This window comes from Murimonas intestini, from assembly GCF_024622195.1.
Lineage (GTDB): Bacteria > Bacillota > Clostridia > Lachnospirales > Lachnospiraceae > Murimonas > Murimonas intestini.
The window spans coordinates 1-26,287 of the sequence record NZ_JANKBI010000006.1 but is presented as its reverse complement, the minus strand read 5'-3'; the positions used below and the strand labels follow the sequence as shown (position 1 = coordinate 26,287).

Below are 26,287 nucleotides of genomic sequence, written 5' to 3'. Positions count from 1 at the left end.
TGGTGCGGCGTTTTTTAATTAGTTACCAAGTTTGAACAAATATTAACAGAAACGGCTATTCCTAAGGTGAAGGCAGGAGTTTATAATAGTGTTAAGCTATAAGAGCAAAAGGAGGAGAAGGAATGAAATACGGACATTTTGACAACGACAGAAGGGAATATGTCATTGACAGAGTAGATCTGCCGGTATCCTGGACGAATTATATCGGAGTGGAAAATATGTGTGCCGTAGTGAACCATACAGCAGGGGGCTATATGTTTTACAAGACGCCTCAGTACCACAGGGTAACCAGGTTCCGTGCAAATTCAGTGCCTATGGACAGGCCGGGGCATTATGTGTATCTGAGGGACGACAAGAGCGGGGATTATTGGAGCATTTCCTGGCAGCCGGTGGGAAAGCCCCTGGACAAGGCCAGATATTCATGCCGCCACGGCATGTCATATACAGTTTATGAGTGTGAGTATGATAAGATTCAGGCATCCCAGACACTGCTGGTGCCTATTGGGGAAAATGCGGAGCTTTGGGACGTGAGGATAAAAAATACAGATGATAAGGAGAGGACGATAAGCGCATTCTCCTATTGTGAATTCTCATTCCATCATATTGAGATGGATAACCAGAACTTCCAGATGAGCATGTATGCTGCAGGCTCCTCCTATGAAAACGGCGTGATCGAACATGACCTGTTCTATGAAGAGTTCGGGTTCCAGTATTTTACAGCCAGCTTCGAACCTGACAGCTTTGAATGTCTCAGGGACAGATTTATCGGCCCATACAGGACAGAGGATAATCCCATCGCTGTAGAGCAGGGAAGCTGCAAAGGCGGATCTGAGAAGGGAAATAACCACTGCGGAGCCCTTCAGAAGCAGTTTGTGCTTAAACCTCAGGAGGAAGTCAGGTTTGTCTTTATCCTGGGAGAGGGAAGACGGGAAGAGGGAATAAAAGCGCGGGAGAAGTACAGCGATATGGCCCGTGTGGATGCCGCATATGAGGAATTGAGAAAATTCTGGGACAGGAAGTTTGAAAAGCTGCAGATCGAGACTCCTAATGAGGGGATGAATACACTGATCAATACATGGACCTTGTACCAGGCAGAGATTAATGTCATGTTCTCCAGGTTCGCATCCTTTATAGAGGTGGGAGGACGTACAGGACTGGGCTACAGGGATACAGCCCAGGATGCTATGACCATCCCCCATTCAAATCCTGAAAAATGCAGACAGAGGATCGTAGAGCTGCTCCGGGGGCTTGTATCTGAGGGCTACGGGCTGCATCTCTTCCAGCCTGAGTGGTTTGATCCGGACACTGAGGTAAAGCCGTTCAAATCCCCCACTGTAGTGCCCACGCCAAGCAGGGCGGACGTAGTGCACGGGCTGGATGATGCCTGCTCCGACGATGCCCTGTGGCTGGTGAGCGCCATCACGGAATATGTAAAAGAGACAGGGGATTTCTCTTTCCTGGATGAGGTATACGGATATGCTGATAAGGGAGAGGGAACTGTGTATGAGCATATGAAGAAAATCCTTGACTTCTCTGCCCGCCAGGTAGGAGAGGACGGCATATGCAAGGGACTTCGCGCAGACTGGAATGACTGCCTGAACCTGGGCGGGGGAGAGAGCGCAATGGTGTCCTTCCTTCACTACTGGGCAATTGTGAACTTCCTGGAGCTGGCCAGATACAGGGGCTGCCGGGAGGACATTGAGAAATATGAAGCCATGGCTGCCGGAGTGAAAGAAGTCTGTGACACAAAGCTGTGGGATGAAGAATGGTTTATCCGCGGGGTAACAAAAAATGGAAAGCGGATAGGGACCATGGCGGATGAGGAAGGAAAGATCCATCTGGAGTCTAATGCCTGGGCAGTCCTGTCAGGGGCAGCTTCACCTGAAAAGGGAAGGAAGGCAATGGACAGCGTGGATAAATATCTGTACTCACCGTATGGGATAATGCTCAACGGCCCGGCCTACACAAAGCCGGATGATGATATAGGATTTGTTACAAGAGTATACCCGGGGCTGAAGGAAAATGCATCTATATTCAGCCATCCGAACCCATGGGCGTGGGCTGCGGAGTGCCGCCTGGGCAGGGGAGACAGGGCCATGAAATTTTACGATGCACTAAGCCCGTATAATCAAAATGACATGATCGAGATAAGAGAGTCAGAGCCCTATTCCTACTGCCAGTTCATCGTGGGCAAGGATCACACGGCATTTGGCAGGGCAAGGCATCCGTTTATGACAGGCACGGGAGGCTGGGCTTACTTCTCGGCTACCAGATATATCCTCGGTGTGCGGCCCCAGATCGACAGTCTTGAGATCGATCCGTGTATTCCTGGAGAATGGGACGGCTTCAGGATGCAGAGGGTATGGAGAGGGGCGCTCTACGAGATCCAGGTGGAGAATCCTGACCATGTGATGAAGGGTGTCAAAGAGTATTATCTGGACGGACAGAAAACAGACAGGATACCTGCCTGTGAAGCGGGAACGAAGCATCAGGTCCGTATAATAATGGGATAAAGGAGCGAATAAAATGATTAAGTTTGGTACGGGCGGCTGGAGGGCCGTCATCGGAGATGAGTTTACAAGAGAGAATATCCAGAAGCTGTCAAAGGCTCTGGCTGTGAAAATGAAGAATGAGGACGTGGACCACAAGGGTATCTGTATCGGATATGACAGACGCTTTCTTTCAAAAGAAGCAGTTATGTGGGCATGTGAAGTATTTGCAGCTGAGAATATTACCTGCTGGTTCGTGAACCGTTCATCTCCCACACCTCTCATCATGTATTATGTGATGGCTCATGAGCTGCCTTACGGCATGATGGTGACAGCCAGCCATAATCCGGCTATTTACAACGGTATCAAGGTCTTTACCCGGGGCGGCAGAGATGCCAACGAAGAGCAGACAAAGGAGATCGAACAGTATATAGCTGAGGTAGAGCAGAGTGTGGCAGAGGGCGGGAAAATTGAGATCATGCCATATGAAAGAGCTGTTGCCGAAAAGCTTGTCATTGAGTTCAATCCTCTGAATGAGTATATCGATAATATTATTCAGGCTGTGAATATGGATGTGATCAGGGAAAAAGGCCTCAGGATCGCCCTTGATCCCATGTACGGCGTCAGCCAGACTTCTCTGAAGACCATCCTCTCCATAGCCAGGTGTGAGGTGGAGACTATCCACGAGAGACATGACACACTGTTTGGCGGAAAGCTTCCGGCTCCCAATGCCCAGACACTCCGCTCACTGCAGAATTATGTGCTGGACCGGGGCTGTGACATTGGCATAGCCACAGACGGTGATGCGGACAGGATCGGAGTCATTGATGATAAGGGAAGATTCCTTCATCCAAATGACATCCTGGTGCTGCTGTATTATTATCTTGTTAAATATAAAGGCTGGAGAGGGCCGTGTGTCCGCAACGTAGCCACGACACATATGCTGGATAAGGTTGCTGAGAGCTTTGGGGAGCAATGCTATGAGGTCCCGGTTGGATTTAAATATATCTCCTCCAAGATGCAGGAGACAAATGCCGTGATAGGCGGAGAATCTTCAGGAGGACTGACTGTCCGCGGGCACATCCACGGCAAAGACGGCATCTATGCGGCTGCTCTTTTGATCGAGATGATAGCAGTGACCGGCAAGAAGCTGTCCCAGATAGCTGAGGACATCGAGAAAGAATACGGCGCTATCTTCATGGAAGAGAGAGATTATAAATTTACTGAGGAGAGGAAGAAAGAGATCCATAAGACACTGATGGAAGATAAGCTTCTGCCTCAGATGGATTTTACCATTGAAAAGGTCTCATATCTGGATGGGTGTAAAGTATACTTCAATAACAGCGGATGGATCATTGCAAGATTCTCAGGAACGGAACCGCTGCTGCGTATCTTCTGTGAGATGCCGGATAAAAAGGACGCAGCCAGGCTGTGTGAGATATTTGAAGAGTTTTTAAGTCTTTGATCTTCATAAAAAATAGGTGATTTAAGGAGAAGTGACGGTCTATCTGTCTGATAAAAGTCAGATCATAGATTACAGGCACTTCTCCTTTTTGGTATAAGAAAATATTGCTATGCCCATTCAGGGGATTCTATGCTAGAATGGATTCAGCCGTATATATAGTATATAAGAAATATAAGGAATGTATAAGGGAAAGAGCGGTGCGGGAGGATTTCATATGAGAAGAAGAGAAAACAGAAAGATGTACTCCATCAGAGGGAGGATGATAGGCATTGTACTGATGTGCTGGCTCCTGCCATTTGTATTGGTGATCGGGGGGATGGGATATTATATCCTGAGCAACAGGTCGGATAATAAGGCGCAGAGCCTGGAGGCCCAGCTGGCCTTTAACGACCAGATATGTGTGGAGAGGCTGAACAATGCGGTAAAGGATTCTAAAAAAGCTTCTTATGACAAAGAGATAGAAAATGCCTTTAAATACAGGGATACTGTCTATAAAGGGGAAGGAGACTGGGAGAGCAGCAGGTGGACAGGAATCATGCAGGTGACGAGGGAATATATATCTGCTCAGTACCAGTCAAATATCTGTTTTATGGATACTGTTTTCTGGTATTATGACAATCCTGAAAAACATAATACAAGTATTTTTAATCTCCGGGCAGGAGGGGGCTACTCTCAGATCGACAGCTATTGGAAAAATGACCATGAAGAGATTTATGAAACTGCCAGGGAGCTGGATACAGCCGTGGCTTTTAAATATGTAAACGGCCGGCTGTATCTTGTGAGGAATCTGATAGATTCCAGATTTGAGCCTATCGGAGCCCTGGTAATGAGGATCAATATGTCTTACTGCTTCAGTACTCTGACAAGCTTCCCCTTAGGGTCAGCGCTCACCATTATGCTTCAGGATGAAATGATCACTCTCCAGGGGAGGGAATTAGATGAAGAAGAGCAGGGGTACCTCTCTGACAAAAAGTCAGGCTACGAGTGGAGCGGTGAAGGCCTTTATGTCTACCACTCTATGCGGGGAAGTGATTACAGGCTTTCCACAGTGATGCTGGCTGACAAGTCCACAGCCCTGTCCTCATTTTTCGGTTACCAGTACGTGCTTCTGGGGATGCTGTTATTCCTTATTCCCCTCATGCTGCTGCTTATGCGGCTGCTGAACACCCAGATCGCAGTGCCTATCCAGGGACTGGTGAGGGCAGGTGACCAGATAAAGGCCGGGAATCTGGGGTACCAGCTGGAAGACGAGCCTGGTTCCACAGAATTCATATCACTTACAGAATCCTTCAACCAGATGTCAAGTACCCTGAAGTATCAGTTTGATCATATATATGAAGAAGAGCTGGCGCTGCGCGATGCTAAGATCATGGCACTGCAGTCCCACATTAATCCTCATTTCATGAATAATACGCTGGAGATCATCAATTGGGAGGCAAGGCTGGAAGGAAATATCAAGGTATCAAAGATGATAGAATCACTCTCCACCCTTATGGATGCGGCCATGGACAGGCATAAAAGGCCCGAGGTGCTGCTTTCAGAGGAGATGATATATGTGGATGCGTACCTGTACATTACAAAAGAGAGGCTGGGCAAGAGGCTGACGATTGAGAAAGAGCTGGATGAGGATATGATGGAATGCTATGTACCCAGGCTTATTCTCCAGCCTGTAATAGAAAATGCCATAGAGCACGGAATCGTGCCAAATGGTTCAGGAATTGTCAGGATCACAGGAGAGATGGAGGAAAATTACCTCTACCTGTATATTGAGAACAGCGGGACACTGATAAAAGAAAATGAGGAGAAGATAGAGCGGCTGCTGGATCCTGATTATGACACCAGTAAGGAGTCATCAGGCAACCTGGGAATCGCAAATGTGAATCAGAGACTGCGCATCCTGTATGGCCCCGACTGCGGCCTGACCATCAGATCTGCCGGGGAAAACCGGATCAGGGCAAGACTTGTTATTAAGAGGGGGCAAAAAGAACAATAAAATACAACAAATGGCAGAACGGGTTATTCAAAATTGCCTGCGGATGCGCGATAATATAATCACAAGGTATACAAAATATATAAAAAATCCGGGAGGTAATGAAATGAAGAAAAAAGTAGTCAGTGCATTATTAAGCACAGTAATGGCAGCAACAATGATCGCTGGGTCTGCATCAGCAGGAATGGGAACAGTTGAGGCAGCAGGGACAGAGGAATTTGATACATCAATGCTTACAAAAGCTGAGAATCCTGTAGAGCTGAATGTAACAACAACATTCGCAGGCGAAGACGGAAACGTTAAGAATTTCCAGGATGCAGTTAAAGCTTATGAAGAGGCTACAGGCAATACGATCAACGATATGTCCGGTACAGCTAATGAGGCTTTCAAAGCACGTGTGTCAGCTGACTTCCAGACAGGATCTGAATCAGATGTACTTTTCTACTTCAATGGGGTGGATTCAAATGAGTTTGTTGAGGCAGGCAAGGTAATGTCAATTGACGAGATCCGTGAGAAATATCCGGAATATGCGTCAAATATGGATGACGGACGTATGGGTGCATCACCGGTTGACGGCAAGAACTACTCTGTTCCTGTAAACGGATACTGGGAAGCATTGTTTGTAAATACAACAGTACTTGCAGACTGCGGAATAGATGTTCCGGGACCGGATTATACATGGGAGCAGTTCCTGGCAGACTGTGAGACAATCAAGGAAAAAGGATACTCACCTATAGCAGCAGCTCTTGGCAGCGTACCTCATTACTGGTGGGAGTATTCAATTTTCAACAATGACACACCTGAAACGCATCTGAATGTACCAGAGACAGTGGATGATGAGGCAGGAAAAGCATGGGTAGCCGGACTCAATGATATAAAGGATCTCTATGATAAAGGATATTTCCCTGAAAATACACTCTCAGCATTGGATGAAGAGACAATCCAGCTGTTTATGGAAGATAAGGCAGCATTCCTTGTTGACGGTTCCTGGAGAGTAAACGGCCTTGCAACTAACTGCCAGTCAGATCCGGAAGATCCGTCCACACTGGATACAGAGAGACTTGATAAATTTGCAGTAACATATTTCCCGGCAAAAGACGGTAGAAAAGCAACAGATGTGCTGGGCGGCCTTTCAGAAGGATATTTTATCTCCAGAAATGCATGGGAAGATGAAGAAAAACAGGCAGCGGTTGTAGAATTTGTTAACTATATGACAAGTGACGCTATGGTAGCCAGATTTGCACAGCATACAGCATCTGCATTAAAAGCTGCTCCTGATGTTGACAAATCACAGTTCAATTCACTGCAGTTAAAGTCTATGGAAATGATGGCAGGCGTAACATCCTTTACAGCAGTTGTACAGGATCTTGTTCCACAGGACTGCAGGACTCCGATGTTTGACACAGGAATGCCGGCTATCGTTTCAGGTGATGTGACACCGGAAGATGCAGTACAGCAGAGTCTTGACCTGATGGCTGAAAAGGCTGCTCAGTAAACTACAGCTCAGTATAATTATTTTAATCAGAGAAAAAAGGCCGGAGGCAAAATCTTGAGTCTCCGGCCTTAATATGAAGAGGGTGGAACAATGGGTGCAAATATTTATAAAAATAAAAAGCCGCTGTGGATTTTTCTCTTTCCGGCATTTCTGTTTATGGCAGTATATCTGTATTATCCGTTTCTGATGAATATATATAACAGTTTCCAGTCCATAACCGGCCTGGCACATGCAAGTAAAGGGCTGAATTCTCCGTGGTATTCCAATTACGTTAAGCTTTTCCAGGATAAAGCCATGAGGACGGCGATCGTCAACACACTTATTATGATGGTTGTGACAATCGTAGGCCAGGTGGGTGTCGCCATCATTCTGGCACTGCTTGTAGACAATATAAAAAGAGGAGCTAAATTCTTCCGTACAGTTTATTTCTTCCCTATCGTTATCTCAGCTACGGCTTTAGGACTCTTATTTAACCTGATCTTCTTATACAACAAAGGTATGGTCAACCAGTTTGCAGAGCTTTTCGGGGCTACAAAGCTGATTGACTGGAAAGATAAATCTTATGCATTATTTACAATGATGCTTCCGGTAATGTGGCAGTACGTAGGGTTCTACTTTGTCATATTAATCACAGGTTTGAACAATATCTCAGAGGAACTTTATGAAGCATCATCTATAGACGGTGCATCGAAATTCCAAAGAGTTAGATATATTACGCTTCCTCTTTTGCACAATGTGATCTGTACCTGCTTGGTTCTGGCTGTCACAGGAGCGCTGAAAGTATTTGACTTGCCATGGATCATGTTCAGGTCAGGAATGCCAAACGGGGCTACGTGGCTGACAGGCACATATATGTACCATCAGACTATGATCACAGGGGATATTGACTATGCTTCTACCATTGCCATCGTCATCGTTATACTGGGAGTCATAGTGTCCAAGATAGTAAATACAATATTTAAAGAGAAAGATTATTAAGGGGGAGAGGAAAATGAAAAAGAAAAAACATATATCCCTGTCAACAGGCGTGATCTATGTGATCCTTTCCGCCTGGGCACTTACAACGATTTATCCGATCTTCTGGATAATTCTGAATTCCTTCAAAAACAGGAATGAAATTGTATCCAATTCCTTTGCGATTCCCACAGGGGACCTGTTTACACTGTCAAATTACAAACAGGCATTTGAAAGGATAGGCATCCTGGGAGCCTACAGGAACAGTATTGTAATCTCAGGTATTGTAGCCGTGGCGGTTGTCCTGTTTGCAGGCATGGCATCCTTTGCACTGGTCAGATATCATTTTAAGCTGAAAAACGTAATGATGACTGCTGTTTTGGCAGGGATGATGTTCCCGGTTTTTGCAACTATAATTCCCGTATTTGCCATGGAGGCTTCCTGGGGTATCGTAAATACCTCCAGCCTGTGGCTCTCGCTTGTTTCTGTCATACTGCCGCTGATCGCGGGCAACCTTTCATTCGCCATCGTTATCCTTACAGGATATATGAAGGGCCTGCCCATAGAATTGGAAGAGGCGGCGTTTATGGAAGGCTGCGGACCGTTCAGGATATTCTTCCAGGTTATAGTTCCGCTGACAAAGCCGTCATTTGCAACAGTTATGATCTTCTCATTCCTGTGGAGCTACAATGACCTGTTTACACAGAGCTTTTTCTTAAGGACACCGAAACAGTATTCGATCACAGCCCTTCTGAATATGATCACGGCCCAGCAGGGAACGAATTACGGGCTTATGGCAGCTACAGTGACACTGATCGTAGTTCCTGTCATCATTGTATATATCTTCCTTCAGAAATATATCATCAAAGGGATGACAGCAGGCGCTGTTAAAGGCTGACAAAAGGCATTTGCCTGTGTTATAATGATTTAGACGTGACAGGGGTGTTGCATAAATGCAATGCCCCGTCCGGTTGTTCAAAAACATATGCGCTGTAATCAAAAATATGTGCACAGTAATTCTGAATAGCTGCCGGTCTGTATACTGAACCCGGGATTTGGGTTTAAATGTGGGAGGTACGTATGTACAAGGTTATGATAATTGATGATGAGCCAATTATAGTGGAGGGGATATCCAAGGTAGTGCCCTGGGAGAAATACGGGTGCACTGTTGTGGATACAGCCAGCGACGGGAATGAGGGACTGGAGAAGATCCGTGTCAATAAACCGGATATTATCTTTTCAGATATAGCTATGCCGGGACGGGACGGGCTGAAGATGATAGCTGCACTGAAGGTGGAGTTCCCGGATATGATGATCTGTATCCTCACAGGCTACAGAGATTTTGACTATGCCCAGACAGCCATACGCCTTGGGGTCACCAGATTCCTCTTAAAGCCGTCCAACATGAGCGAGATAGAAGAAGCAGTGGAGACTATGGTCGCAAAGCTTAAGAAGCAGCGGGGGGATGCACCGGAGGAGGAGCATGAAGAAGAAGGAAAAGCAGGGAGCTTTATTGTCAAGAATGCACTCCAGTATATGGAGGAAAATTATAAAAATAAGATAACCCTCAATGACGTGGCTGAAAATACATATGTAAGCCAGTGGCATCTGAGCAAACTTTTAAACAAGCATACAGGAAAAAGTTTTTCTGACCTTCTCAACCAGATCAGGATCAGCCAGGCCAAGCTCCTGCTTATGGACCCTTCCCTGAGGGTAAGTGATGTGGCGGAAATGGTGGGTTTCCTGGATGTGGCACATTTCTCCAGGGTATTTAAAAAGCAGGCAGGGATGTCAGCTAATGAATTCAGGAACAAACAGTAACACATGTAGTTATCATTTGCAATGTAATGTCCAGAATGCTCTTTGCAATATACAAGTTATCTGCTATAATGGATTTGTTATAACCATTATCGGAAAAGGGGCAAGGAGGAAAAATTTATGGGCATAGTTATTAGTGATGAATTGGACCCGTTGTTCGAGACGGGTGTGCTTCTTTATTGCAGCAGCAAAAAATTTAATGCAAAAGACAGGATTATCGCTGAGCTGAACGGTTTAGGGATAAATGGTGAAGCATTTTATCAGAAGCATTTCAGCATTATTAAGAGATACCTCCGGTATTTTAAAAAAAATATGGTAGTAATAGAAGGAAAAGAGTTCTTCTTTAATGCGCAGGAGGACTTTTTTGCGTTGGCACTTAAGATTTTGGTAGAAAACAGGGAATGGATAGATGACTTTGGAGGGGTCTCTGATCTCGAAGTCAGAAGCCTGATTGCCTTTATGCTGGAAAACAGGCAGAGCACAAGGCTGCCGGATAAGGAAAAGATGCCGGTATTGGAGGGCAGCAGTGAAATAATAGATTTTCTGCAGAAGCAGGATATTACGGAAGAGATGAAATGGCATTTTATGGAGTTTATGAGCAGGCCCAAGTACTGGCTGGAAGTGTTGTTTGAGTGTATCAGCGCCAACATACCTGCTTATGAGCAGGCGGTATATGTTGTCAGGAGGCCGTATGCGGAGGTGCTGAAACGCTATCGTGATTATACAGAGGCACATGCAGAGGATATGCAGAAGAGATATGGTCCGGACAGAGTAGTGCATCCCACGCTGATCGCTCCTGTGCAGCAGCTGGATACATTCACACGGGGGTACCATGGAATGCTGAATGAATTTATCAGCAGGAAGGACAGGAATCCTGATGCAATAAAGGATTCTCTTGTTATGAAAATGAAGGCCCTGGGCGACAGGAGCAAATTAGAGATACTGTGTACCCTGAAGGAACAGCCGAAATATAATCTGGAGCTGGCGGACAGTCTTAAACTATCTACATCCACAGTGTCACATCACATGAGTGTGCTGTTTAACTGCGGTCTTGTTTCTGTGCAGAAGAAAAATGCAAAGGTCTATTATTGCGTGGAGACGGAGGCAATTGAAGAGATGGCGGCAGATCTGCAGAATCTGTTGGGGTGAAGCAGACAAATGCCGGGCGATTGAAATAATTGAGACAGGATATATTCCTGTCTTTTTTTGCGCATTTAGCACATAAACATCTTGCGGAACTGTAACCTTTTTCTATGCATATATATATTTTCAGCTTGCATATATGTGTAAGAAAGAATACAATTAATGTAACTGTGAAGTTACAGAACAGTTGCCAATATAGAAAAAATCATTGTGACAGTGAAGATAATGAAGGGTTGCAGTGGTATCAATCAAGGAGGTAAATTTATGGAGTACAGAAGATTTGGGAAAACAGGACTTGAAGTGTCTGCTCTGGGATTTGGCTGCATGCGTTTTCCAACAGTAAAGGATGAAAACGGCAAGGACCATATTGATGAAGAGCTGGCGGTAAGCATGGTGCGCCGTGCCATCGATGAGGGGGTTAATTATATTGACACTGCTTATCCGTATCATGACGGAATGAGTGAGATCGTGGTAGGCAGGGCGCTGCAGGACGGTTACAGGGAAAAAGTATATCTGGCCACAAAAGCGCCTGTCTGGATGTATAAAAGTGAAGAAGATTTTGACAGGACACTGGACGAGCAGCTGAAGAAGCTGGACACAGAGTACATAGATTTTTATCTGCTCCATGCGTTGAATAATGAGCGTTGGGAAGACACTGTCCTGAAGTATAATCTGCTGGACAAGGCTGTAAAGGCAAAGGAAGAAGGGAAGATCCGCCACATAGGATTTTCGTTCCACGATGAGATGGATATATTCATGAAAATCCTGGACGGATTTGACGGATGGGATTTCTGTCAGATACAGATGAACTATATTGATGTGGATCACCAGGCAACCATAAAAGGTCTGGAGGAAGCAGGAAAGCGCGGACTCGGACTTGTTATTATGGAGCCGCTTCTCGGCGGAAAACTGGCAAATCCCACAGATAATGTGAGAAAGATGCTTGGAAAAGAGAAGGAGCCGGCAGAATGGGCTCTGGACTTCCTGTGGAACAGGCCGGAGGTCAGCCTTCTGCTCAGCGGTATGAGCAATATGCAGCAGACAGAAGATAATTTGGTCTATGCATCCCGTTCATCGGTGGGCATGCTTACGGAAAAAGACCTGGATATGCTGGCTGAGGCTAAGAAGGTCTACGACACCATGGCTCTTGTATCCTGTACAAAATGTGAATATTGTATGCCGTGTCCGGCAGGAATCAATATTCCAAAGACGTTTGAGGCATATAACCAGACTGCATCTAAGGGGGTGGAAGAGGCCAAAAAGCTCTATGAGACTCTGGAAATAAAAGCCGATGCGTGCAGGAAATGCAGGAAATGTGAGAAGGTCTGTCCGCAGAGTATCAAGATCAGCGAGAATATGGTGAAAATAGCTGAGATATTCAAAGCAGATTAAGACGGAATATTAACAAAATAAACAGATATAAAAGGGGCAGTCGGGAAATAGATAGTCTCAGACAGGGGGGAGGTTAAAACTAGAATTAACCGCCCCCCTATTCTGATTATTTCATTGCTTTCCTATGACGTACCCTATACTCTCCAGGTGTCATTTGAAAATATTCTTTAAACAGCCTGTTAAAGTGTGTACGATTTTCGTATCTTAGCTGTTTAATAATTGTCTGCACATCTAACGTAGTAGTAGAAAGCAGTCGGGCGGCTTCTTCCATACACACAGTCTGACAATAGTTCAGAATTGATCTGCCTGTCTGCTTTTTAAACACCCGGTTAATATAATCTCCATTATAGGACAGAATTTCTGCCACTTCTTCCCTCGTTATTCTCCTTTTTCTGGGCATTTATGTAATAGATTACTTCGTCTGTAATGTTCTTATCAGAAAGCAGACCAAGGCTTTTTGGTTCAAAGCGATAAATGTTAATAAAAAGTTCGAAACCCGACTGTCTTTCAGACATCTCGATTTTAATCTGATTCCATATATTTGCAGCCTCTAAATCTTGGATAGATCTGTCCTTTAATATAAAATCTATATAATCTTTGTTTTTTTGGGAATTATCATCTAAGTTCTGACGAAAAAAACGCAGGATATTTTGTGGCCAGCCAGAAATTCTAATTCACCTTCACTTGAACTCACCTCTCTACTTTCCTAATTTAATTTATCTTTTGTTCGATCCTTCTATTAACATGTCCTCCTTCTCCTTAAGGCATAATTTTTTGTAACCAATTCAGACTATTTTTTCTCATTATTGTAGTAATTAATAATACATAAACATAACACAAGTAAAATGAAAACAATAAAATGTTATTCTTCTTACAGAACTACAAAAGAAGGATGGATACAAAATGAAAAAAATCATGAACAATACCTGTTATTGGACAATTTTATTTTTTACAGGAGGCATAATAGGCTGGTTACTAGAGATGATTGCATTTAAAGGCTCCCATGTTAATGTCTCCTGGATTGAGATTGTTTTGAATCTTCGAGGCGTTTTGCATGGCCCATGGGTTCCAATTTATGGGTTCGGATTTATACTACTTGTACTGTTTGGACATAAATTGAAAAAATATCCTATTTTCCTTTTTATTGGAAACATAGTAATTTGTGGTCTTTTGGAATATGTCACTTCTTACGTACTAGAGTTAATCTTCAACGCAAGGTGGTGGGATTATAGTTCTAAGTTCCTAAATCTTCATGGACGTATTTATGTTGGAGGGTTATTGATGTTTGGAATTGCCGGCATGCTCGCTGTATATCTCATTGAGCCATGGATGCGTGCTCGATTAGAGCGTATTAATCCTTGTGTGAAAGTTGTATTTGCTGTGCTGCTGATAACTATTTTTTGTGTAGATGTAGTTGTTGCATTACAATCCCCGAATCTCGGAATGGGGGTATCTATTATAGGGGGAAAATAACGATGTAAACATGCAGAAAGTGCCAGGCTGAGTATATAAACATTAAGAATGGAGTTTGACGATGCAAAGAAAAATTATTATTTTAACAGAAAGTGGAGCTGATATACCTGCAAAAACGGTTAGAGAACTGAAAATACATATTGTACCGATGCATGTGGCTTTGGGGGAACGAAATCTGAATGATGGTGCCTTTCCGCAAAAAGAAATCTTTGAATATTATAAACAAACCAGACAGATTCCATCTACGAGTGGAACAAATCCGCAGGAATACCGAGAGGCATATTTGAAGATCAAGCAACAGAATCCAGATTGTAAAATCCTTCATCTGTGTTATTCGGCGGTGACAACCGCAACATGGCAAAATGCAATCATTGGAAGTGAGGGTATTTCAGGCATTACCCATATAGATACAAAAGCGGTAAGTGCAGGTCAGGGCAATCTTGTAATAAAGGCAGCAAAATATTTGGAAGCCCACCCAAACATATTATTGGATGAATTGGTGGGAGCCATTCATAAGTGGATAGAAAATGCCCGGATGTATTTTATACCGGAAAACCTGGACTACCTTCTTGCAGGAGGAAGGGTGAGCAATGCCCAATATATTGGCGCTAATATTTTACATTTAAAACCTATGATTGAAATAAAAAATGGATATTTAGTTTCTACAAAAAAATATAGAGGGCGAATGAGAACGGTTTGTTTAAGGCTGTTAGAAGATGTGCTGAAAAATAATCAATTTGGAAAAGAAGATATCTACCTGTTGTATTCAGAAGGACTGTCAAAAGATACGTTGAGAAGAGCCGGACAATTTTTGGGAGAAAACGGGTATTCAAATGTCCGGTGGGTTCAAACAGGCTGTGTTATTTCGACACATGCAGGACCTGGTGCATTTGGAGTTGGCGGGATAGTGACTTAATAAAGGGATTTTGTGGTCTTTGCGGGTCATGGCAGGCATTACAATTACAGTGGTTTGTTTGCTGTAAGTGAGATATTAATTTTTCTCAAACAAAATTGAATCGATTTTTAAATAATCAAGGCGTATGATGGCATTGTTGTTGAAGTACCGTGTCAATGACCACATATCAAACAAAGGAGGAATGAGATATGGCTTTTAAAGTCGTAGTTGTAGCTGTAGTAGCTGTAGCAGCAGGCGCTATTGCCGCTGTTGTTAAGAAGAAAAATAAAAAATAAGAAAACAAACAATGCACAGGGGCTTTGGGCAGAATGTTCAGAAGTCTCTTTTGCTAAAGATAATAAAAGAAAAGAGGACAAAAGAATGCCAATAAAAGAAAATGTGGAAGCGCTGGCTTTGAAAACGGCGCTTGGATATCTTGACAAAGACCCAGAAAAAAATATGCTCAAATTGCTGGCATGGTTTGACAAATTTGATAGAAAAAATACTTTGAAATCAGAAAGAGAAGCAATCCATAAAGTTATGGGGAACAAAAAAGGCAACTGGTATAAGCTGGTCATGAGCCTGTGGTCTGATATTGATGCCGGAGTTCGGAATAGACTGTTTGAAAACCTGATCATCAACGGTTGTCTGCTGGGGTACCAAAGACAGAAAGAAAACAAGGAAAAATATAACTGTAATGTGCCCTGGGCAATTTTACTTGATCCCACAAGTGCCTGCAATCTGAAATGTACCGGATGCTGGGCTGCCGAGTATGGTAATCATATGAACCTGACCTATGAAGAAATGGATGATATTGTAAACCAGGGGGTTGAACTTGGAACTTATGTGTATCTTTTTACGGGAGGGGAACCGCTGGTGCGGAAAAAAGACATTGTCCGGTTATGTGAGGAACATCAGGACTGTGTGTTCTCCACATTTACCAATGGAACCCTGATCGATGAAGCCTTTGCTGACGAGATGCTCCGCGTGCAGAATTTCATGCCGGCCATCAGCATTGAAGGATTTGAAGAGGCGACAGATGGAAGACGCGGTGAGGGAACTTATGAAAAAATTTTAAATGCTATGTCAATCTTAAAAAAGAAAAAACTCCCTTTTGGAATTTCCTGCTGCTATACAAGCAATAATGCAGAAGTGATCGGCAGCGAAGAATATTTTGATTATATGATCGAACTGGGAGCTAAATTTGCATGGTTCTTCACCTATATGCCGGTTGGAAAAGGAGCGGTACCTGAACTGATGGCTACAGCTAAGCAGCGTGAGATGATGTATCACAAGATCCGTGAGTACCGTCATACGAAGCCAATATTTACGGTTGATTTCTGGAATGACGGCGAATATGTTGGCGGCTGCATTGCCGGTGGAAGGAGCTACTGTCATATTAATGCTAACGGAGATATTGAACCCTGTGCCTTCATCCATTATTCTGATTCCAATATCCGGGAAAAGACATTATTAGAGGCTTACCGCTCACCCTTATTCATGGGATACCATGACAACCAGCCGTGGAATGACAACATGCTTCGCCCATGTCCGGTACTGGACAATCCAGGCCGATTGACAGAAATTGTAGAAAAGAGCGGTGCTGTAAGCACAGATTACCAAAATCTGGAGACCGCAAAAGAGTTTTCTGATAAATGTGTGCTTACTGCCGCAAAATGGAAACCGGTGGCAGAAAGATTATGGTCTGAGTCCAATAGATGTATGGCCTGTGGAAAGTGCGGAACAGACAACAGAATCATTTTTCCATAGGGTACAAGGAGCAGAGAGAGGACTAGGCTGCGGGATTTTAAAGGGGGCAGTTTCACATAAGGACTTTACGATAATTTTTTCAAAATCAGTTGTTTCTAAAAGCTCCAGCGTCTTAGCTTTCAATTTCTTATCCATATCACCAAATCCTTGGTTATTCTTTGTATTCATAAAAATCTCCTTTATTCCAACACGAATTGCTGTATTGATGATTGAACCCTGCGACGGCTGCTGATAAAATCTTTATATAATCCAGGTATAAAAGCAACGTGTGTTGGAAAAAAGAGCGAGGTTGCATTAATTTTAATAATTCTAAAACAAAATACAAACAGAATAAAAACGAACAGATGATATTCTCAGATAGAATTGTACTGATACGGAGGAATAATAAAGATGAAAGCAGCAATTTATTTAGGAAAAGAGCAGATAGAGGTGAGAGAACTTCCCCTGCCGGAATGCGGGGAAAATGATGTTTTGATCAAGAATATTTATTCCAGTATTTGCGGAACAGATGTGGCGGTCTATCAGCATGGAGCGAATACAGGACACAGGATTGCTGTTGGAGCGGAATTTGGTCACGAGACAGTATCCAGGGTTGTGGCAGTTGGTAAAAATGTGACGGAATTTCAGATAGGGGAAAGAGTTTATCCATATCCCCGTTATGTCAAAAATGACACCAGTCGGGCGGGAACTATTGGCGGATTTTCAGAATATATCCTTGTGCCGCAGGCGAAAAAGAATTACTCCCTGTATGATGTGCCGGAACAGATTTCAGACCGGCTGGCCTGCCTGATTGAACCTTTTACGGTGGGATGCAGGGCAGCCAGGCGGGGACAGCCGAAGCCGGGAGAAAAGGCAGTTGTGTTTGGCTGCGGGACCATTGGTCTGGCTGCGGCAGTTGCTCTTAAATACTTTGGAGTGGAGCAGGTAATGATTTGTGACTTATCGGATTACCGGCTGCATATTGCGGGGGAACTCGGTTTTGCTGCCTGCAATACAGCAAAAGAATCCGTGTGGGAAAAAGCAGAGGAATATTTTGAAACGGCGCCGGCTCTTATGGGTGATACTGCGGATGCGGACATCTTTCTGGATGCCGCAGGCCATGAGAGTATTCTGGAGGATTTTATGGCGCATGGGAAAATAGGGAGCCGCTTTGTGTCCGTGGCAGTGAACAATTCGATGCGTCAGCTTGACTTGCTCCATATGACTTACGCACAGAAAAGCATCATTGGTTCCGGCGGATATTTTCCCGAAGATGTAAAGGATGTGATGGATATGATGGCAAGCAGGAAATGGAATCTGGAATCTGTCATTACCCATGAATTTTCGATTGATGAGATTGACAAGGCAATCCAGACAGCGTCGGATAGGGATCATGCACTGAATGTGACAATCCGGTTTTAATCATACAGGAGGGAACTATAGGTGGGTTTACATTGGCTGAGTTCAGGGAAAAAAGAAATAACGGAGATCAGCAGTGCGGTCAGGGAAAACTATGATGAGTCTGACAGCCGTTCCCTTCTGGCGGATTGTGAAAATGGGGGCGCAGAAAAATGCCTGTCTGGAAAGAAAGGAAGAGAAAGATGATTTCTATACTTGTGGTAGATGATGACGCAAAATTAACGCAGAGTGTCTGTGCTTATCTGAACAACAGCGGATATCAGGCGAAAGGCATGCTGTCGGTGGATCGTGCCTATGAAGAAATGTATGGTGCGCTGTATGACCTGATCATTTCTGACATCATGATGCCAGGGACGGACGGGTTTGCGTTTGCGGAGAATGTCCGCAGGCTCAACAAACGGATTCCAATTTTATTCATGAGCGCCAGAGACGATATGGCATCAAAGCAGAAAGGCTTTGATATGGGGATTGATGACTATATGGTTAAGCCTATAGATATGAGTGAACTTCTGATGCGAGTCAGGGCGCTTCTTCGGCGTGCAAATATTGAGGAAAGCCGGAGGCTGGTGGTGGGTGAATTGATCTTGGACGCGGACGCCATGATGGTCATGTACGACGATGAGGAGATTTTCGTCACGGTGCGTGAATTTAATATTATGTTTAAGCTGCTGTCTTATCCAAACCATACCTTTTCCAGAGCGCAGCTTCTGGATGAGTTCTGGGGTATAGAAAGTGACACCGGTCTCCGTGCGGTGGACGTTTATGTGACAAAGCTGAGGGATAAGTTTTCTGTTTGTAAGAACATACAGATCAAGACAATCCGCGGCCTGGGATATAAGGCGGTGATCCTATGAAACAGGGGGGGAAAACAACAGACCCAAGAATATCCCGGAGCTATTTTAAGCTCCCCATTTATCTGGCATTGTTTTTTACTGTGGGTACTTTGATGCTGCTGCCCACTGTTTTGTACGGGGGTATCCATTTGATTCGGGACGATTCAGGGCCTTATGTGAAATGGTATTTTATTTACTGTGTTGTAGTTTCGGCGGCGATCCTGTCTGCGCTCAATCTGTATAAGTACATGACGGTGGAGCGCCCGATCCGCAGGCTGAGCATTGCCGCGAAGAAGGTCGCGGAGGGAGATTTCTCTGTATACCTCCCGCTCCGCCACGCCCCAAATGATATGGATTATATTGATACCCTGTATATGGATTTTAATAAAATGGTGGCGGAGCTTGGTTCTATTGAAACGCTGAAGAATGATTTCGCAGCAAATGTGTCCCACGAAATGAAAACGCCGCTTTCTGCTATTAATAATTATGTGCAGCTATTGCAGGGAACGGAACTGGACGCTGTACAGCAGGAGTATGCGGATGCCATACTGGAAAGTACAAAACGCCTGTCCTCCTTGATCTTTAATGTTCTAAAACTCAATAAGCTGGAAAGTCAGAAGATACAGCCGAAGCCCGAGAGGTATGACCTGTGCGGCCAGTTGGCCGAGTGTGCCATAGGGTTTGAGGCAGTCTGGGAAAAGAAAGGGATTGAATTTGAAGCGGATATGGAAGAGTGTGCTTATGTGGAGGCGGACAGGGAGCTAATAGGACTGGTATGGAATAATCTTTTGTCCAATGCGTTCAAATTTACGGATGCAGGCGGTACGGTGAGCATACGCCAGTATTCTGACCAGGAATATACTACGGTGGAGGTATCTGATACCGGATGTGGTATGTCGGAACAGACTATGAAGCGGATGTTTGATAAGTTTTATCAGGGGGATACTTCCCATGCAATGGAAGGAAACGGGTTGGGACTGTCGTTAATCCTCCGTGTATTGCAGATGAGCGGAGGAACGATTACGGTGAAGAGCACGGAAGGGAAAGGAACTGTTTTCCGTGTGGGGTTCCCGGTTTCCATTATAATGGAAAAGGAACAGGAGGAGTGATTTTATGACAGAAGTCAGCAATGTCGGATCCGAATATGTGGGGTACGAATATAAAACAAAGGAAATATTGAGGGAACATGCTTCTTTGTATCTGGACAGTTATCCCTGTTTCGGATGGGAGGAGGACCCAAATGCAGAGGTGGTTCAGGAGCGGGCGCATATAGGAGGTTATACGACCCTTAATTTCCGGCGGAACAGGATGATCTGCAATAAGGTGGAACTGACCAGGCTGCAGAGAAATTTTGACAGCTGTATTCTGGAAATTGACAGGCTGGAAAAGTCGAAAGCGACCCTTGCAACGATTGCAGCAATACTGATTGGCATTGTGGGCACTACCTGCATGGCAGGCGCCGTATTTGCAGTGACGGCGGAGCCTCCGCTTGTTATGCTGTGTATCCTCCTTGCCATTCCAGGGTTTGCCGGGTGGATTGCATCCTGGTTTGTGTACCGGATGCTTGTCAGAAAAAGAACGGAAGAGATTCAGCCTTTGATTGAAGATAAAATGGAAGAACTTTATGAGGTGTGTAGAAAAGGGAAAGACCTGCTGATATAGGAAATGTAATTGATAGTAAGGAAAAGAATCGTCGTAGGAGGCGGTTCTTTTTTAATATTTCGCAAACCATACTCAAATTATTGAAAAACAAAAGGGGTGTAAACTGAAAGAAAAACAGAATGGGGACGCCTATGAAAGAAATAAATATTTTATTGACAAAATATTCGGACTGTGTATCCAGTCTGGTTTACTATGTGTGCGGTCGAAGCTATACTCACGCTTCTATATCGTTGGAGGAAGAGCCGGGGAAATATTACAGCTTTAATTATCGGGGATTTGCTGTCGAAACACTGGAGAAACATAGGAAGCGTGGTGTGAAACACAGCTGCTGTTACAGGATTCAGATTACAGAGGCAGCTTATAAAAACATACAGGACATTCTCAGATTTTTTCTGGCTGAAAAGGATTCCTACAGGTATACAAGATTGGGTGTTTTATGTTGTGTACTTCATATTCCCATGCATTGGAAAAGGCATTATTTTTGTTCGCAGTTTGTTGCAGAACTGCTGGAGCGGTCGGGCGCAGTCACTATGAGGAAAACATCCAGCCTTTTTCTGCCAGGTGATTTTATCGAGTTAATTGAAGGGCATTTGCCTTATCAAAGGGTGGACAATCTTGTTTGATTTTAATATTACAGAAACGAGATTCAATCAAAAAACAAATATTCCTGTGGTATCCTAATTTCTATCAGATCAAAGACAGGAAGTCTGATATATCAAACAGGAAAATGTGGATAAATCATCCTGACATTTGGAGGGAAAAGAAAGGGGGGGATTAGATGTTAAAAGTTGTAGTTGTAGCGCTTGTTATTGTAGCGGTAGGTGTCGTGGTAGTGGTTATAAAGAAAAAGAAATAAGCAGTACATAACAGAATCAAGGGGCAGTCGGGAAATAGATAATCTCAAACAGGGCCAGGTGCGACTCGTAAAAGTCACACCTGGCTTTAAATTTTTCAGGCTTATCCTAAAACGGGACACGTTGATGAAACAAAATCTGTAAAGGCCGGTCTGCCATTCTATGGGGAGGACAGCAGGATATTATTCCAGAGTTACATTCTCTGCAATCTCCCGCAGCCTGTCATATGCGTCACAGAGAAAGTCCTGGTAAGGGCAGTACCCGGGTTCTGCCTTATAGAATGAACGGTATCTCTTGCACCCTCCCCCGCACAGGCCTCTGACGGGGCAGGAAGGGCATAGAGAATTCTGGGGCTCCTCATATTTTATAAATCTTTCGGTGCCTGCCGCTTTCCTGATCTCTTCAAAGGAGCTGGTCATGATATTGCCGCTGTAATATTCATCCAGTACATAGAAGTCGCAGGGATATACGCCTCCGTCAGCCTCCACCACGAATTGGGGAGAACAGAATCCCATCATGCCGCACTGCTCAGCCGGCCGCCCTTTCATCATCCATACCAGGTTGTCAAACTGACGGACGCTGATGTAACGGTCTTTCCTGAGGCCCTCATACCAGAGTGCAAAGAAATCCTTAAGAAAAGAGGAGTAGAGCTTTGGTGTGAGGTCAAACGGCTTATCAGGCTGATCCTGTGCCTCCAGGGCCTTCAGGCACGGGATGACCTGCACATAATCTATCTTTTCCTTTTCAAAAAAACGGTATAATGTCTGAGGTTTCTTTGCCGTCTGCTTTGTGAGCACTGTTAGCACATTGTATTCAATTTTATGGCGCTTCAGCAGATTCAAAGCCCTGTGCGTAGTATCAAAGGTTCCCTTCAATGAAGAGTCCAGCCTCTGAAAGTCATGGATCTCTCTGGGACCGTCCAGAGAAAGGCCCACAAGAAATTGATTCTCCTTGAGGAACCGGCACCATTCTTCATCTAATACCTGGCCGTTTGTCTGGATGGCATAAGCGACAGTGTGTCCATCCTGCTGACGGCTGCGTACCTCCTCCACAAAAAATCTGTAGTAGTCAAGGCCTGCAAGCGTTGGCTCCCCGCCCTGGAAAGCAAATGTAAGCTGCCCCGGCGCAGGAGTATATTCAAACGCCCTCTCGATCAGCTTTACGGCAGTTTCTTTGTCCATGACGCCGTAAGAAGCCACTTCCCTGTTAGAGACAACATCATAGTAAAAGCAGTAGCGGCATCTCATATTGCACAGTGAAGATGCCGGTTTTATCAGTGTAGAGAAATATCTCATCTGCAAAAATCCCCCTGAAAATATATTTAAGATCAGTATTACGCCCAATTGCAGCGTGTGAACAAGAACTTTCATTTGTCCTTAATATCGTACAGGTTTGGGAGTGGTTTGTCAATTGAGTTTTGTCAAACGCTGGGGATGGTGACGTGTGAACAGTAACGGATTCCTGCCTTATCTGGCAGCATATTTTTCCATATGCCAAAACTGGATATTCTATATGCAAATAAGAAATTAAAAGATATAATCATTTTATATGCAGTCAGGATTTTGCAGAGTGCGGGGAAAGGGGGGAAGAGAATGTATACAGTAATGGCAGTAGATGATGAGCCGGCGGCCTTAAACCATCTGTGCAAAATAATCCGCAAAATTGGGAAGGATTTTTGTATTCTGGATACCGCGGAGCATGGGGCGGATGCATTGGAGAAGATGAAGGAAGGGCAGCCGGACCTGCTGTTTACAGATGTAAAGATGCCGGTCATGGATGGGATCGGACTGGTAAGAGAGGTAAAAAACAAGTATCCGGCTGTTTTGTCTTATGTAATAAGCGGATATCAGGAATTTGAATATGTGAAGGGGGCCATACAGTCAGGGGTCTGTGATTATCTCCTGAAACCTGTAATACCTTCCAGGATGGAAGAAGTGCTCGGGCAGGCTAAGGCAAGGCTGGATGAGATCTATTACAGGAAACGGTACGGACTTATTAAAAGACTCTGTCAGGGGAAAGAAGGCCCAGGGGAAGAGCTTAGGCATTATTTTCAGGATGAATGGTATTACAGTGCACTGATCAGGAAGAACGGGCTGCCCCGGCGGTTTACAGAGGCCGCGGGCATTGAGGTATTTTCTGAAGAAGCGGAGCAGATAATGTTCTATGGGAGGGATGAGATGGAGGCGCTCTATGTCTGTCCGGCATCACTGTCCAGAGAGAGAAGCTTTCCGGCAGTGATTGACAGATGTCTGAAAAAAGACTGGAACGGGACCGGGTATCATACGTGTATCATATCCGGGGAGGCGTTCCAAATAGAGGATCTGCCGGAGAAAGCGAAGAAGCTGTATAAGGCCCTTAATAAAAAATCAGCCATAGGAAAGGATCAGAGACTTATTCTGGAAGAAATGGGGCAGGAGAAAAAAGAGAGCGTATCACAGGGCGTATTTCTTGCGATGAGTGTCTATCTGGAAAATGGACAGACAGAGCTGTTTATAAAAGAGGTAAAGAAGTGTCTGCGAAAATGGACACAAGAAGGGCGTTCCCAGCTGTGGGTGGAGAATATGGTACGGCAAATTGTATACATAATGCAGAAGACAGGATACAGGAATCTGGAGGGGGAGGATTATGAATTCGTTTTAGAGGATGCTTTTTTCTATGCGCTGGATTCGGAAGACCTGATCCAGAGCCTGGAAGGGCTGCTGTCAGCAGGGAAAGAGGGCATACGGGGGCATGGTGCAAAGGCGGATATGGAGAACTTCTACAGGGAGGTCACGGCCTATATGCAGGAACATCTGGCGGAGCCTCTGACTCTTCAGCATATCTGCAGGCAGTTCGGGGTATCCCAGACATATTTAAGCAAAGCGTTCCGGCGCTGTGCAGAGACATCATTCTCCAATTATCTGACTATGGTCAGAGTGGAGGCTGCCAAGAGGATCATGGGGGAGCAGGAAGGCATATTTGTTCGGGATGTGGCTGCTATGACAGGATTCAGTGACCAGTTTTATTTCAGCAGGATATTCCGGTCAGTGACAGGGATGAGGCCCAGCGATTACATGGCAGATCACGCAGCGGTAAAGGAAGAGAATAAATAATGATATTTAAAATAAAAAACTGTGCGGACACAGTTCAAGGAGAGGAAGAGGATAATGAAGAAGCCAAATATATTGTGGATCATGACAGACCAGCAGAATGATAAGATGATGAGCTGTGCGGGAAATACCTGGATTAAGACACCTAATATGGATTATCTGGCGCAGGAGGGCGTCAGATTTACGGAAAGCTATTGTACGAACCCTGTCTGCCTTCCGTCCAGATTCAGCCTATTCACAGGCCATTACCCCGGGGATATCGGCCTGAAAAGCAATGATTACTGCAGGGAAGTGGAGAGGTTGCCAAAACGGCTGCTCACAGACGGCCTTGGGAAGAAACTAAAGGAGGCAGGATATGAAGCGGTCTATGGAGGTAAGGAACATCTGCCCCATATGCGCGCGGCGGATCTTGGATTTGATTATATCTGCAGTGATGAGAGGGGAGAACTGGCAGATACATGCGCCAAATATATAAGGGATTACAAAAAAGAAGAACCGTTTGCCATGGTGGCTTCTTTTATCAACCCGCACGATATCTGCCTCATGGCCATATCAGATTTTGCGAAGCAGTCAGGTCCGGTGGAACAGATGCTGGCGGAAGAGCTGATCACAGAGACAGAAACAGTACACGAGGCTATGAGGATTCCTGAGGGGATGCATCCTGACGTATTTTACAGGACCATCTGTCCCACGCTCCCAAAAAACTATGAACCGGCAGCGGACGAGCCGGAGGCCATAAGGATAATGCAGGAGCAGAGGCGTTTTAAGAAGCTGGCCAGAGAACAGTATACAGATGAGAGATGGCGGCTGCACAGATGGGCATACGGGAAGCTGACAGAAAAAGTTGACGGGGAGATAGGAAGGCTGCTGTGTGCACTGAAGGACTCAGGAAAATGGGAGGACACAGTAATTATATTCACAAGTGACCACGGTGATATGGACGCGGCACATAAGATGGAACACAAGACGGCGCTGTATCAGGAATGCTGCAAGGTACCGCTGATCATAAAAGGAATCAGCGGCCCGGGGAATGAGGTGAGCAGCAGCCTTACAGTGAACGGGCTTGATCTCATATGTACTGTCATGGATTATGCGGGGATAGAAAAGCCGGACCATCTGGAAGGAATATCTTTGAAAAGAGAAGCAGAAGGGGAGAGTGACGGGACATCAGAGAGGAAAGAAAGAGAATGTGTGATCGTGGAGAGTGAATTTGGAATTGCGGCGGTTGGCAGGAGCGGCAAGTATGTGAGGTATTCCTGCGGGAAAGATAATGAGCAGTTTTATGATCTGACTGTAAATCCGGGTGAGGATCATGACCAGATGTCAGAGGAAAAATACAGGGAAGAGGCAGAGAAATTAAAGAAAGCGGCGGAGCTTCATATTACGTTAAGAGAGGACAGACGGAAGAAGCTGCAGTGCATACCCATGTACTGACATGTATCAGGCACACTGGATATGTTACTGTTCACTCCGTGACCAGTAACACGCTTCGCGATGCACAGAAACGGCAAAAACCGCCGTTTCGCGCTGCAGCCCTCGGGATTTTCGTGCAAATACGCACGAAAAC

At 44.8% G+C, this 26,287-nt stretch carries 21 protein-coding genes; 19 read left to right on the top strand and 2 right to left on the bottom strand.

What is annotated here, in order from left to right; all coding sequences use genetic code 11:
- The first annotated feature begins 122 nt into the window (after positions 1-122).
- From NSB28_RS11025 to NSB28_RS10985, 9 genes are all read left to right on the top strand, one after another.
- Complete coding sequence (locus tag NSB28_RS11025; RefSeq protein WP_109627280.1) at positions 123-2,513, top strand: glycoside hydrolase family 94 protein; 2,391 nt, start codon at positions 123-125, stop codon at positions 2,511-2,513.
- Positions 2,514-2,526: 13 nt separating this feature from the next.
- On the top strand, positions 2,527-3,954 hold the full coding sequence (locus tag NSB28_RS11020; protein WP_109627278.1) for a phosphoglucomutase/phosphomannomutase family protein: 1,428 nt from the start codon (positions 2,527-2,529) through the stop codon (positions 3,952-3,954).
- 214 nt (positions 3,955-4,168) lie between these two features.
- Positions 4,169-5,947: a sensor histidine kinase gene (locus NSB28_RS11015; protein ID WP_109627276.1), complete on the top strand. Its 1,779-nt coding sequence runs from the start codon at positions 4,169-4,171 to the stop codon at positions 5,945-5,947.
- Positions 5,948-6,050: 103 nt separating this feature from the next.
- A complete protein-coding gene (locus NSB28_RS11010; RefSeq protein WP_109627615.1) occupies positions 6,051-7,439 on the top strand; it encodes an ABC transporter substrate-binding protein in 1,389 nt (462 codons plus the stop codon).
- A 90-nt stretch (positions 7,440-7,529) separates the two neighbouring features.
- Positions 7,530-8,417 (top strand): carbohydrate ABC transporter permease, encoded by an 888-nt coding sequence (locus tag NSB28_RS11005; protein WP_109627274.1) that lies wholly within the window; start codon positions 7,530-7,532, stop codon positions 8,415-8,417.
- A 13-nt stretch (positions 8,418-8,430) separates the two neighbouring features.
- Entirely contained in the window at positions 8,431-9,291 is an 861-nt protein-coding gene (locus NSB28_RS11000) for a carbohydrate ABC transporter permease (RefSeq protein WP_109627272.1), read from the top strand.
- 182 nt (positions 9,292-9,473) lie between these two features.
- Complete coding sequence (locus NSB28_RS10995; RefSeq protein WP_109627270.1) at positions 9,474-10,214, top strand: response regulator transcription factor; 741 nt, start codon at positions 9,474-9,476, stop codon at positions 10,212-10,214.
- Between the two features lie 117 nt (positions 10,215-10,331).
- Positions 10,332-11,360, top strand: a complete 1,029-nt coding sequence (locus NSB28_RS10990; protein WP_109627268.1) for an ArsR/SmtB family transcription factor — start codon at positions 10,332-10,334, stop codon at positions 11,358-11,360.
- Positions 11,361-11,618: 258 nt separating this feature from the next.
- Positions 11,619-12,746, top strand: coding sequence for an aldo/keto reductase (locus NSB28_RS10985; RefSeq protein ID WP_109627266.1), 1,128 nt, complete (start codon positions 11,619-11,621; stop codon positions 12,744-12,746).
- Between the two features lie 106 nt (positions 12,747-12,852).
- Here NSB28_RS10985 and NSB28_RS25115 read toward each other — a convergent pair whose 3' ends face one another.
- On the bottom strand, positions 12,853-13,146 hold the full coding sequence (locus tag NSB28_RS25115; RefSeq protein WP_109627265.1) for a helix-turn-helix transcriptional regulator: 294 nt from the start codon (positions 13,144-13,146) through the stop codon (positions 12,853-12,855).
- Positions 13,147-13,649: 503 nt separating this feature from the next.
- Between NSB28_RS25115 and NSB28_RS10980 the strand changes: the two genes are divergently transcribed.
- The 8 genes from NSB28_RS10980 (at position 13,650) to NSB28_RS10945 (ending at position 20,777) form a co-directional block, all read left to right on the top strand.
- Entirely contained in the window at positions 13,650-14,219 is a 570-nt protein-coding gene (locus NSB28_RS10980) for a putative ABC transporter permease (RefSeq protein WP_109627263.1), read from the top strand.
- 61 nt (positions 14,220-14,280) lie between these two features.
- Positions 14,281-15,135, top strand: a complete 855-nt coding sequence (locus tag NSB28_RS10975) for a DegV family protein (protein WP_109627261.1) — start codon at positions 14,281-14,283, stop codon at positions 15,133-15,135.
- Between the two features lie 360 nt (positions 15,136-15,495).
- A complete protein-coding gene (locus NSB28_RS10970) occupies positions 15,496-16,884 on the top strand; it encodes a radical SAM/SPASM domain-containing protein (protein ID WP_109627613.1) in 1,389 nt (462 codons plus the stop codon).
- A 390-nt stretch (positions 16,885-17,274) separates the two neighbouring features.
- On the top strand, positions 17,275-18,285 hold the full coding sequence (locus NSB28_RS10965) for a zinc-dependent alcohol dehydrogenase (protein ID WP_109627259.1): 1,011 nt from the start codon (positions 17,275-17,277) through the stop codon (positions 18,283-18,285).
- Positions 18,286-18,306: 21 nt separating this feature from the next.
- Positions 18,307-18,468 (top strand): hypothetical protein, encoded by a 162-nt coding sequence (locus NSB28_RS10960; RefSeq protein WP_257497740.1) that lies wholly within the window; start codon positions 18,307-18,309, stop codon positions 18,466-18,468.
- A complete protein-coding gene (locus NSB28_RS10955) occupies positions 18,465-19,136 on the top strand; it encodes a response regulator transcription factor (RefSeq protein ID WP_109627257.1) in 672 nt (223 codons plus the stop codon). Before NSB28_RS10960 ends, NSB28_RS10955 begins: the two co-directional genes overlap by 4 nt.
- On the top strand, positions 19,133-20,224 hold the full coding sequence (locus NSB28_RS10950) for a sensor histidine kinase (RefSeq protein WP_109627256.1): 1,092 nt from the start codon (positions 19,133-19,135) through the stop codon (positions 20,222-20,224). Before NSB28_RS10955 ends, NSB28_RS10950 begins: the two co-directional genes overlap by 4 nt.
- A 4-nt stretch (positions 20,225-20,228) precedes the next feature.
- On the top strand, positions 20,229-20,777 hold the full coding sequence (locus NSB28_RS10945; RefSeq protein ID WP_109627255.1) for a hypothetical protein: 549 nt from the start codon (positions 20,229-20,231) through the stop codon (positions 20,775-20,777).
- A gap of 1,036 nt (positions 20,778-21,813) precedes the next feature.
- Here the strand turns inward: NSB28_RS10945 and NSB28_RS10940 are convergent.
- Entirely contained in the window at positions 21,814-22,926 is a 1,113-nt protein-coding gene (locus NSB28_RS10940) for a radical SAM/SPASM domain-containing protein (protein ID WP_257497741.1), read from the bottom strand.
- A 297-nt stretch (positions 22,927-23,223) separates the two neighbouring features.
- Here NSB28_RS10940 and NSB28_RS10935 point away from each other — a divergent pair, with 297 nt between their 5' ends.
- Together NSB28_RS10935 and NSB28_RS10930 are read left to right on the top strand one after the other, a co-directional pair.
- Positions 23,224-24,723: a response regulator transcription factor gene (locus tag NSB28_RS10935; protein ID WP_257497742.1), complete on the top strand. Its 1,500-nt coding sequence runs from the start codon at positions 23,224-23,226 to the stop codon at positions 24,721-24,723.
- A 54-nt stretch (positions 24,724-24,777) separates the two neighbouring features.
- Positions 24,778-26,154 carry a sulfatase family protein gene (locus NSB28_RS10930; protein WP_109627247.1) on the top strand — a complete coding sequence of 459 codons (1,377 nt, stop codon included), beginning with the start codon at positions 24,778-24,780 and terminating at the stop codon, positions 26,152-26,154.
- The last annotated feature ends 133 nt before the right edge of the window (positions 26,155-26,287 follow it).

Excerpts from the sequence above, each read along its gene's own strand:
- NSB28_RS10990 (WP_109627268.1), top strand. The coding sequence starts at position 10,332 with ATGGGCATAGTTATTAGTGATGAATTGGACCCGTTGTTCGAGACGGGT.
- NSB28_RS11020 (WP_109627278.1), top strand. The coding sequence starts at position 2,527 with ATGATTAAGTTTGGTACGGGCGGCTGGAGGGCCGTCATCGGAGATGAG.
- NSB28_RS10980 (WP_109627263.1), top strand. The coding sequence starts at position 13,650 with ATGAAAAAAATCATGAACAATACCTGTTATTGGACAATTTTATTTTTT.
- NSB28_RS11005 (WP_109627274.1), top strand. The coding sequence starts at position 7,530 with ATGGGTGCAAATATTTATAAAAATAAAAAGCCGCTGTGGATTTTTCTC.
- NSB28_RS11010 (WP_109627615.1), top strand. The coding sequence starts at position 6,051 with ATGAAGAAAAAAGTAGTCAGTGCATTATTAAGCACAGTAATGGCAGCA.
- NSB28_RS11000 (WP_109627272.1), top strand. The coding sequence starts at position 8,431 with ATGAAAAAGAAAAAACATATATCCCTGTCAACAGGCGTGATCTATGTG.
- NSB28_RS10935 (WP_257497742.1), top strand. The coding sequence starts at position 23,224 with ATGTATACAGTAATGGCAGTAGATGATGAGCCGGCGGCCTTAAACCAT.
- NSB28_RS10955 (WP_109627257.1), top strand. The coding sequence starts at position 18,465 with ATGATTTCTATACTTGTGGTAGATGATGACGCAAAATTAACGCAGAGT.
- NSB28_RS10930 (WP_109627247.1), top strand. The coding sequence starts at position 24,778 with ATGAAGAAGCCAAATATATTGTGGATCATGACAGACCAGCAGAATGAT.
- NSB28_RS10970 (WP_109627613.1), top strand. The coding sequence starts at position 15,496 with ATGCCAATAAAAGAAAATGTGGAAGCGCTGGCTTTGAAAACGGCGCTT.
- NSB28_RS10985 (WP_109627266.1), top strand. The coding sequence starts at position 11,619 with ATGGAGTACAGAAGATTTGGGAAAACAGGACTTGAAGTGTCTGCTCTG.
- NSB28_RS10975 (WP_109627261.1), top strand. The coding sequence starts at position 14,281 with ATGCAAAGAAAAATTATTATTTTAACAGAAAGTGGAGCTGATATACCT.
- NSB28_RS10965 (WP_109627259.1), top strand. The coding sequence starts at position 17,275 with ATGAAAGCAGCAATTTATTTAGGAAAAGAGCAGATAGAGGTGAGAGAA.
- NSB28_RS10940 (WP_257497741.1), bottom strand. The coding sequence starts at position 22,926 with ATGAGATATTTCTCTACACTGATAAAACCGGCATCTTCACTGTGCAAT.
- NSB28_RS11015 (WP_109627276.1), top strand. The coding sequence starts at position 4,169 with ATGAGAAGAAGAGAAAACAGAAAGATGTACTCCATCAGAGGGAGGATG.
- NSB28_RS10945 (WP_109627255.1), top strand. The coding sequence starts at position 20,229 with ATGACAGAAGTCAGCAATGTCGGATCCGAATATGTGGGGTACGAATAT.
- NSB28_RS11025 (WP_109627280.1), top strand. The coding sequence starts at position 123 with ATGAAATACGGACATTTTGACAACGACAGAAGGGAATATGTCATTGAC.
- NSB28_RS25115 (WP_109627265.1), bottom strand. The coding sequence starts at position 13,146 with ATGCCCAGAAAAAGGAGAATAACGAGGGAAGAAGTGGCAGAAATTCTG.
- NSB28_RS10995 (WP_109627270.1), top strand. The coding sequence starts at position 9,474 with ATGTACAAGGTTATGATAATTGATGATGAGCCAATTATAGTGGAGGGG.
- NSB28_RS10950 (WP_109627256.1), top strand. The coding sequence starts at position 19,133 with ATGAAACAGGGGGGGAAAACAACAGACCCAAGAATATCCCGGAGCTAT.